Here is an 8,274-nt window from a genome sequence, read left to right on the forward strand (position 1 = left end):
GACGCATGAAGGCCTTGGTGCTGTCCGGCGGGTCCGGCACCCGTCTGCGTCCCTTCAGCTACTCGATGCCGAAACAGCTCATCCCCATCGCCAACCGTCCCGTGCTGGAGCACGTGCTGGTGAACATCCGCGACCTGGGCGTGACCGAGATCGGCGTCGTCGTCGGCTCCTGGGCCGCGGAGATCGCCGCGGTCGTCGGGGACGGCTCGTCGCTCGGCCTGCGCGTCACCTACATCCGGCAGGACGAGCCGCTCGGGCTGGCCCACGCCGTGCGGCTGGCCCGCGGCTTCCTCGGCGACGACGACTTCGTGCTCTACCTGGGCGACATCATGCTGCCCGACGGCGTCGCCGGCGTCGCCGCCGACTTCCGCGCCCGGCGGCCCGCCGCGCACGTCGTCGCCCAGCGGGTGCCGGACCCGAGGGCGTTCGGCGTCGTCGAGCTCGGGCCCGGCGGGAACGTGCGGCGGCTCGTCGAGAAGCCGCGCCACCCGCGCAGCGACCTCGCCATGGTGGGCGTGTACTTCTTCACCGCCGCCGTGCACGAGGCCGTCGACGCCATCGCCCCCAGCCGGCGCGGCGAGCTGGAGATCACCGACGCCGTCCAGTGGCTCGTCTCCCACGGGCGGCCCGTCCGGGCGACCGAGTACCAGGGCTTCTGGAAGGACACCGGCAAGCCCGACGACGTGCTGGAATGCAACCGGCGGCTGCTCGCCGAGCTCGGCGGGCGCGTCGAGCTCGGCCCCATGACCAGGACCACGCGCTCGCGCATCGAAGGGCCGGTCATCGTCGGGGCCAACACCGTCATCGAGGACTGCCTCATCGGGCCGAACGTCTCGATCGGCCGCGACTGCGTGCTGCGCGGGACCCGGCTGAGCGACTCCATCGTGCTCGACGGCGCCTCCATCCTGGAGGTGCCCGGCATGCACGGCTCCATCGTCGGCCGCTCAGCCGTCATCGAGCCGGCCGGCTCGCCCGCGATCCCGTACCGCCTGCTGGTCGGCGACAACACCCGCGTCGAGATCGCCCCCGTGGCCCGCTGACCCCCGCGCCCCCGTCCCCGGTACGGCCTCTCCCCCCGGGCGCGGGGGCGCGGCGTACTCCCGCACACGGGCGCGGGGGTGCGGCGCACTCCCCGGACATGCGGCGTACTCCCTGGACATACGCGCACTCCCCGGACATGCGGCGTACTCCCTGGACATACGGCGCACTCCCCGGACATGCGGCGCACTCCCCGGACATGCGGCGCACTCCCCGGACATGCGGCGACCGACCGGTGAGGCCGGTCGGTCGGGGCGGGGGAGGAGCGGGTCAGGCTCCGACGGGGGTGTTCTGGTAGGCGGTGATGAGCCACTGGCCGTCCTGCTTGGCCAGCACCCAGGTGGCGCGGACGGCCCGCTCGGGCGCGACCTCGCTCTCGCCGCCGGCGAGCACGCCGCCCTTGGTGACCAGCACCGCGGCGTCCGGGCCGAGGAACTTGGCCGACACGGGCTCGCCGAACACCCGCGTGCCCTTGAGCGGCCCGGCGTAGGCGGCGCTCATGTACGCCCGGATGCCCTCGCGGCCGGCGACGTAGACGTCACCGGGCAGGATCATGGTGGCGTCCTCGGTGAAGACGCCGGCGAAGGCGTCACCGTCGTTGGCGGCCCAGGCGGCGATGATGCGCCGCGGCACCTCGCGCACGGCGGTCGTGTCGTCGGCGGTGATCGTTGTGACGCTCATGGGATCGTCCTCCACTCAGCGGCTGATAAACACCCTCCGTGACCATAACTCCGCGCCCTTCGCCGCCTTTCTCCTGCCGTGCCGAAGGGCGCCGGCATTTTCCCGCATTCTCAAAGATGTACGCGCCGCCGCCGCCTGTGACGATATCCGCAAGAACCGGTATTCAGGGCGGGTATCCGTTCGCGGGCCCTTTCATTGGGGAATTCAGCAGTGGAGGACACCGGATGACTGACAATCGGGCAGGCGAGCTGAGTTTCGCTCTGATCGAGGAGAAGGTCGGAAAGATCTGGCGCACCGTCTTGGACGTGCCGGACGACATGGCCGACGCCACGTTCTTCGACCTGGAAGGCGAGTCGATCTCCGCGATCCGCATCGTGTCGCGCATCGAGGACGAGCTGGGCGTCGAGCTCGAGGTGGGTGACATCTTCGAGGAGGACCCCAACGTGGGCGCGCTGGTGCTCAGGGTCGCCGCCGCGGCGAAGGTCTCGTCCCTCGCCTGAACGCGCCGACGGCGCGAGCTTCTGACCGCTGGGACACGCGGCCCAGCCCCGAGGGAACAGTAGGAGGAAATGGTGGCGACGACGACCGAGGTTCCGGCGCGGGAAGAGCTGGTGAAGCGGGTGTCCGCGCTCGCGCCGGCGCTCCGGGCCAAGTCGGCCTGGAACGAGCAGAACCGGCGCCTCCACGAGGAGTCGATCGAGGCCCTGGCCGACGCCGGCGTCTTCAGGATGCGGGTCCCGGCCCGCTTCGGCGGCTACGAGTGCGACACGCGCACGCTGGTCGACGTGGGCGCGGAGCTGGGCCAGGCCGACGGGTCCACCGCGTGGACGGCGTCGGTCTACTGGATTCCGACGTGGATGGTCTGCCTGTTCCCGGACGAGGTGCAGGCCGAGGTGTTCTCGACGCCGGACGTGCGCGTCTGCGGCACGCTGAGCCCGTCCGCGATGGCGGCCCCGGCGAACGGCGGCGTGGTGGTCAACGGCAAGTGGGGGTTCGTCAGCGGCGCCTGGCACAGCCACTGGCAGGAGATCGTGGCCATCCAGGTGGGCCCGGACCAGGAGCCCATGCCCATCATGGCGCTGGTGCCCACGTCCGAGCTGAAGATCATCGACGACTGGCACACGACGGGGCTCCAGGGCACCGGCAGCGTCAGCACGGTGGCCGAGAACGTGTTCGTCCCGGCCGAGCGGGTGCTCCCGCTGCCTGCCGTCCTGCAGGAGCAGTACGCGTCGCGGCTGAACGCCGGCATCCCGATCTACCGGGCGCCGATGCTCCCCGTGGCCTCGGCCTCCTCGGTCGGCACGCTGCTGGGGCTGGCGAAGGCGGCGAAGACGGCGTTCCTGGAGCGCCTGCCCGGCCGCAAGATCACCTACACCGGCTACGAGCAGCAGAGCGAGGCGCCGCTCACCCATCTGCAGGTCGCCTCGGCCGCGCTGAAGATCGACCAGGCGCAGTTCCACGCGGAGCGGCTGGCGGCCACGGTCGACGGCAAGAGCGAGCGCGGCGAGGCGTGGACGCTGGAGGAGCGGGCCCGGGTCCGCGCCGACATGGGCGCGGTGTGCGCGCTGGCCAAGGAGGCCGCGGACATCTTCGCCTCGGCCAGCGGCGGCTCGTCCCTCTACTCCGACGTGCCGATCCAGCGCATCCTGCGTGACGTGCACAGCGCCAACCTGCACGCGCTCATGCACCCCAACACCAACACCGAGCTGTACGGCAGGGTCCTGTGCGGCCTGCCGCCGAACACGCTCTACATCTGACCGGCGTGCCCCGATGCCCCGCTGCCCTCCGGCGGCGGGGCATCCGCTCGTCACGCCGCTTCCAGACCGGCCGCCTCGGCGGGCTCGGCGGCCGCGGGGCCGCGGTCCCGGGCGGCGGGGGCGCAGGCGTCGACGATGAGCTCGCGGCCGAGGTTGCCGCGCACCAGCAGGTCGGCCACGACGCCCCAGCTCGTGCTTCCCTCCGGCGCCCGCAGTGCCTGCGCCACGGCGGTCAGGTCGTCCACGACCTCCTCCAGGACGCCGGCGACGGCGTCGGCGTTGTGCTCCAGGATGTCGATCCACAGCTCGGGCGGGCTGCCGGCCACCCGGGTCACGTCGTACAGCCCCCGGCCGGCCAGGGACAGCAGCTCCGGCTGCCCGGCCGCGTACGCGAACCGGGCGGCCAGCGCCGCCGACAGGACCAGCGGCGCGTGCGAGACCGCCGCGGCTGCCCTGTCGTGGGCGGGCGGCGACAGCAGCGTCACCTGCGCGCCGCAGGCGGCGACGAGGTCGGCCACGGCCCGCACCGCGTACAGGGCGGTGGCCGGGCACGGGCACAGCGCCCACTTGCGGCCGGTGAACAGCCCGGCTCGGGCGGCGGCCGCCCCCGGCGCCTCACGCCCGGCCATCGGGTGGCCGGGGACGTACCGGCTCAGGTCGCACCCGGCCAGCTCGGCGGTCGCCAGGATCCGCGCCTTGGTGCTGGCCACGTCGGTGTAGACGGCTCCCAGCTCTCTGGCCTGCGCGTCGCGCAGCACCTGGGGCACGGCGGACGGCGGGGTCGCGATGACCACGACGTCCGCGGGCGGCTCGTCGACGGTCAGCGGCGCGCCCGCCCCCAGGCGCACCGCCTCGGCCAGCGCACGCGGGTCGTGGTCGGCGAGCCGCACGCGGATCCCCTCGGCACGCAGCGCGAGCGCCACGGAGGTGCCGATCAGCCCGCACCCGATCACCGTGACCCGGCGGAGGGTGGATCGCGTGGTCCCGCTCGTCGTGGACGTCAAGATGGCCATGGTGACCGGTCCTTCCTCAGCATCGGTGCTTCCACTGCCATGCTGCGCCGGACCAGGGCCGAAAAGGGGGCGAGGTGACGTCCGCTTACTGCCGACGGGCAGCACGTTCCTGCCAGCGGGTCACGTCCACGGCGCCACCGGGTACCACGGGATGATCTCCCGCCGGGCCAGGAGCCTGACGTCCCAGTACAGGAACGTGAACACGCCGGCGACGATGAGCGCCGAGGCGGTCAGCACGGCGATCCGGTGCGGCTTGGCGGCCAGCCACCGGTGCACCCGCCCGCCGAACACCACGGCGGTGACCACCAGCAGCACCGCGAGCAGCACGATGTTGCCGATCGACTGCAGCGTGAACGCCGCGGCCCCGTACAGCGGGTTGCCGCTCTCGGCCGCGTCCCGGAACATCGCCCGGAACAGCCCGAACGGGCGGCCGATCAGGAAGCCGCCGATCAGCGCGCCCATGAAGACCATGCGCGCGCCGGGCCGCCGCTCGAACGGGTCGGGCACCAGCCTGAGCGCGGCCAGCCCCAGGTAGAGCATCGCCAGCCCGACGATCCCGAACACCACCATCGACTGGATGCTGCGCGGCGACAGCCCGCCGGAGACGTTGGCCGCCGTGGAGAACTGCGGCATGCTCGTGCCGACGATCCCGACGAGCGCTCCGTACAGGGCGGAGACGGGGATCATGCCGGCGGCGAGCAGCCCGAGCGGCCGCAGCGCCGCCCGGAACCGCTCGCGGCGCCCGGCGCCGTCGCCGACCAGGGGAGCCAGCGCGCCGAACACCGCAATGTTGCACGCGGTGAACGTGCCGGCCATGCCGGTCACGAACGCGAACACGACCCCCGCCGCGATGCCCGCGATCGGCGCCTCCGCGGCGTCGTGCCCCAGCAGGGTGTCGGCGACGGTGCCGCCGATCGTCTCGTCCACGAACCGGGCCGACCACACGACCGTCAGCAGGAACCCGATCACCGCGCTGATCAGGACGACCCGGCCGCGCCGCACGGTCCGCAGCTCACCGTCGCGCGCCTGCCGGCCGCTCAACGTGTTCGCCATCACCCACCACCGTTCACTCGGAGTGTCACGTACGGTCAGGATGAACGGCGATCTTGGGGGCGATTTCTTCGAGAATGCTTAGTTTGTGGCCATTCATTGCCATACAGTCATTGCCACCAGCGCCACGCCGACCAGCGAGTCCAGCACGAAGCAGAACTCCGCCAGCGACCGCGCCACCACCTTCCCCGTGCGATGGTGGTGGACGTCCCACGCGGCGTGACCGAGCATCCCCGCCGCCACCAGGTACGCGCCCGCGTCCCCGCCGACCGCCAGCGTGACGACCGCGACCAGCCCGAACCCCGCCATCGCGAGCACCTGGCGCGACAGCCCCGCCGCCCGCGTGACCAGCCCGTACGCCGCCAGCCCGGCGGCCACGCCGAGCATCGGCCAGGTCGGGCCGACGCCCGGGAGCAGCGCCTTGGAGACGGCGATGACGGCGAAGCTCACCCCGAACAGCGGCCACGCCGCCGACGGCCGGCCCAGCGCGGCGGCGCCCAGGTAGATCATCCCGGAGGCGGCCAGGACCGGCGCGACCTCCTCCCCGCCCGCCAGCCCGTACACCATCAGCCCGGCCAGCACGATCCCGGCCATGGTGGGCCAGTGGCGCAGCGTCGAGACCCGTTCGGTCGTGTCGTTCACGGCGTCCTCCTTCGGTGAGGGCTCCAGCCTCGCCACCGGCGCGCCCCCGCCAGTAGTGCCGGATGCGCACGGGCGCGCGTGGACGTGTCACATGATCGGGTGACATCTGTCATCCGCGCGTGCCTTGCTGCGAGAATGGCCGCGTGCCTGACCTCCCGATCGACGAGGACGCCGGCCTGGGCCGCTTCCGCCGGGGCACCTGGTGGAGCGTGACCGCGACGACCGGGTTCTTCCTCGTCTTCGTCGCCGGGGCCTGGGTCCTCGACCCCGCCGTGGCCCTGTGGGCCCGCGTCACGGGCGCCGCCGCCCTGGCCGCCACGGGCCTGTCCGGCATGGCACTCCTCACCCGCCGCATGACCCCCTCCCCGGACACGCCTTCGCCTGTGTCCGCGCCTTCGGTCGTCCGGCTGCCTGTGGGGTGGACGGTCGCCGGGGGCGCGGGGGCGGCGGTGCTCGGCGGGCTCATGCTGGCCCACGGGGACGACGGGCGCTGGTCGCTGCCGGCCGCGCTGGTGGTGTCGATCGCCGCGACGTTCCTGCGCCCGGCGCCCCGGTGGGGGCTCATCGGGGCGTCGGCGCTGGCCGCCTCGGGCGTCGGCGCGCTCTCCGGCGCGCCGCTGCCCGGCGCCGCCGTGCTGCCGCCCGCCGTGGTGCTGGTCACCGCGTGGACGACCCTGGCCATGCTGTGGGGCTGGGACGTGGCCAAGCGGCTCAACGACGTGCGCAGGCTCGCCGCCGAGCTGGCGGTCAAGGAGGAACGGCTGCGCTTCGCCGCCGACCTGCACGACATCCAGGGCCACCACCTCCAGGTGATCGCGCTCAAGAGCGAGCTGGCCGCCCGGCTCGCCGAGGCGGACCCGGCGCGCGCCGCCGCGGAGATGCACGAGGTGCGCCGCCTGGCCGCCGACGCGCTCTCCGACACCAGAGCGGTCGTGCAGGGCTACCGCCGCACCACGCTCGACGCGGAGATCGCCAACGCGACGGGCGTGCTGGCCGCCGCCGGCATCGACGCCCGGATGAGCGTGGAGCCCGCCGACGCCCGCCGCCTCCCCGAGGCCGGACGCCACCTGCTGGGCCTGGTCATGCGGGAGGCGACCACCAACGTGCTGCGCCACAGCCGGGCCCGGCACGCCGAGGTCGACTACCGGGTGACCGGCGACCTCGCCCGCCTGCGCGTGACCAACGACGGCGCCGGCGACCTCGCCCGCCTGCGCGTGACCAACGACGGCGCCGGCGACCAGCCCAGCGACCAGCACGGGGATCAGCCCGGCGCGGGCGGGACCGGGCTGCGCACGCTCGCCGAGCGGCTGGCGTCCGCGGGCGGCGAGCTGACCTGGGAGCACGACGACGACCGCTTCGCCGTGGTGGCCCGCCTGCCCGCCCGAAGCGCGGAGGACCGATGATCCGGTTGCTGATAGCCGACGACGAGGACCTGCTCAGGGGCGCTCTGGCGGCGCTGCTCGGGCTGGAGGAGGACCTCGCCGTCGTGGCCGAGGCGGCCACCTCCACCGACGCGGTCCGCCTGGCCAGGGAGCACCGCCCCGACATCGCGGTGCTGGACCTGGAGATGCCGCCCGCCGACGGCCTGCGCGCGGCCGAGACGATCCGGGCGGAGCTGCCCACCCGGATCGTCCTGGTCACCCGGCACGCCAGACCGGGCGTGCTGCGCCGGGCGCTCGCGGCGGGCGTCAGCGGCTTCGTGCCGAAGACGACGCCCGCGACGAAGCTGGCCGAGATCATCCGGGCCGTCGCCGCCGGCCGCCGCTACGTGGACCCCGACATCGCCGCCTCCGCGCTGACCGAGGACGCCTGCCCGCTCACCGACCGGGAGCTGGAGGTGCTGCGGGCGTCGCGGACCGGCGCGTCGGTCAACGAGATCGCCGAGCGGGTGCATCTCGCGCCGGGCACCGTCCGCAACTACCTGTCGTCGGCGATGGCCAAGCTGGGCGCCGGCTCGCGGCACGCCGCCGCCCACCGGGCCTGGGAGGAGGGCTGGATCTAGAGGCAACGCCGTTCAGTTAGGGCTGGGGTCGTGGCGTCAAGGGCTGGCCCGGAGCATGTTGATGCTGATGGTGGCTTTGTAGGTGGTCCGG

The 8,274-nt window shown here is 73.6% G+C and carries 9 protein-coding genes; 5 read left to right on the forward strand and 4 right to left on the reverse strand.

Annotated features, from left to right (window positions below):
* Positions 1-5 precede the first annotated feature (5 nt).
* The gene (locus AB0G11_RS44625; RefSeq protein ID WP_219508698.1) at positions 6-1,040 is read left to right on the forward strand and encodes a glucose-1-phosphate thymidylyltransferase; all 1,035 of its coding nucleotides are present in this window, start codon (positions 6-8) and stop codon (positions 1,038-1,040) included.
* Between the two features lie 268 nt (positions 1,041-1,308).
* On the opposite strand, the gene AB0G11_RS44630 is transcribed toward AB0G11_RS44625, so the two are convergent.
* Positions 1,309-1,719 carry an SgcJ/EcaC family oxidoreductase gene (locus tag AB0G11_RS44630; protein ID WP_357592992.1) on the reverse strand — a complete coding sequence of 137 codons (411 nt, stop codon included), beginning with the start codon at positions 1,717-1,719 and terminating at the stop codon, positions 1,309-1,311.
* A gap of 224 nt (positions 1,720-1,943) precedes the next feature.
* Here AB0G11_RS44630 and AB0G11_RS44635 point away from each other — a divergent pair, with 224 nt between their 5' ends.
* Positions 1,944-2,219 (forward strand): phosphopantetheine-binding protein, encoded by a 276-nt coding sequence (locus AB0G11_RS44635; RefSeq protein ID WP_246645785.1) that lies wholly within the window; start codon positions 1,944-1,946, stop codon positions 2,217-2,219.
* A 69-nt stretch (positions 2,220-2,288) separates the two neighbouring features.
* A complete protein-coding gene (locus AB0G11_RS44640) occupies positions 2,289-3,476 on the forward strand; it encodes an acyl-CoA dehydrogenase family protein (protein ID WP_219508695.1) in 1,188 nt (395 codons plus the stop codon).
* A gap of 50 nt (positions 3,477-3,526) precedes the next feature.
* Here the strand turns inward: AB0G11_RS44640 and AB0G11_RS44645 are convergent, their stop codons facing one another.
* The 3 genes from AB0G11_RS44645 to AB0G11_RS44655 all read right to left on the reverse strand — a co-directional run bounded on the left by AB0G11_RS44645 (position 3,527) and on the right by AB0G11_RS44655 (position 6,181).
* Positions 3,527-4,489, reverse strand: a complete 963-nt coding sequence (locus tag AB0G11_RS44645; protein WP_357592994.1) for a prephenate dehydrogenase — start codon at positions 4,487-4,489, stop codon at positions 3,527-3,529.
* 120 nt (positions 4,490-4,609) lie between these two features.
* Positions 4,610-5,542, reverse strand: a complete 933-nt coding sequence (locus AB0G11_RS44650) for a hypothetical protein (protein WP_219508692.1) — start codon at positions 5,540-5,542, stop codon at positions 4,610-4,612.
* Positions 5,543-5,635: 93 nt separating this feature from the next.
* Entirely contained in the window at positions 5,636-6,181 is a 546-nt protein-coding gene (locus AB0G11_RS44655; RefSeq protein ID WP_219508691.1) for a hypothetical protein, read from the reverse strand.
* A gap of 143 nt (positions 6,182-6,324) precedes the next feature.
* Here AB0G11_RS44655 and AB0G11_RS44660 point away from each other — a divergent pair, with 143 nt between their 5' ends.
* Complete coding sequence (locus AB0G11_RS44660; protein WP_357592996.1) at positions 6,325-7,584, forward strand: histidine kinase; 1,260 nt, start codon at positions 6,325-6,327, stop codon at positions 7,582-7,584.
* Positions 7,581-8,183 (forward strand): response regulator transcription factor, encoded by a 603-nt coding sequence (locus tag AB0G11_RS44665; protein WP_219515279.1) that lies wholly within the window; start codon positions 7,581-7,583, stop codon positions 8,181-8,183. Before AB0G11_RS44660 ends, AB0G11_RS44665 begins: the two co-directional genes overlap by 4 nt.
* Positions 8,184-8,274: the final 91 nt, after the last annotated feature.

Origin of the sequence: Nonomuraea sp. NPDC023979, from assembly GCF_040639085.1 — a bacterium.
Lineage (GTDB): Bacteria > Actinomycetota > Actinomycetes > Streptosporangiales > Streptosporangiaceae > Nonomuraea > Nonomuraea ceibae.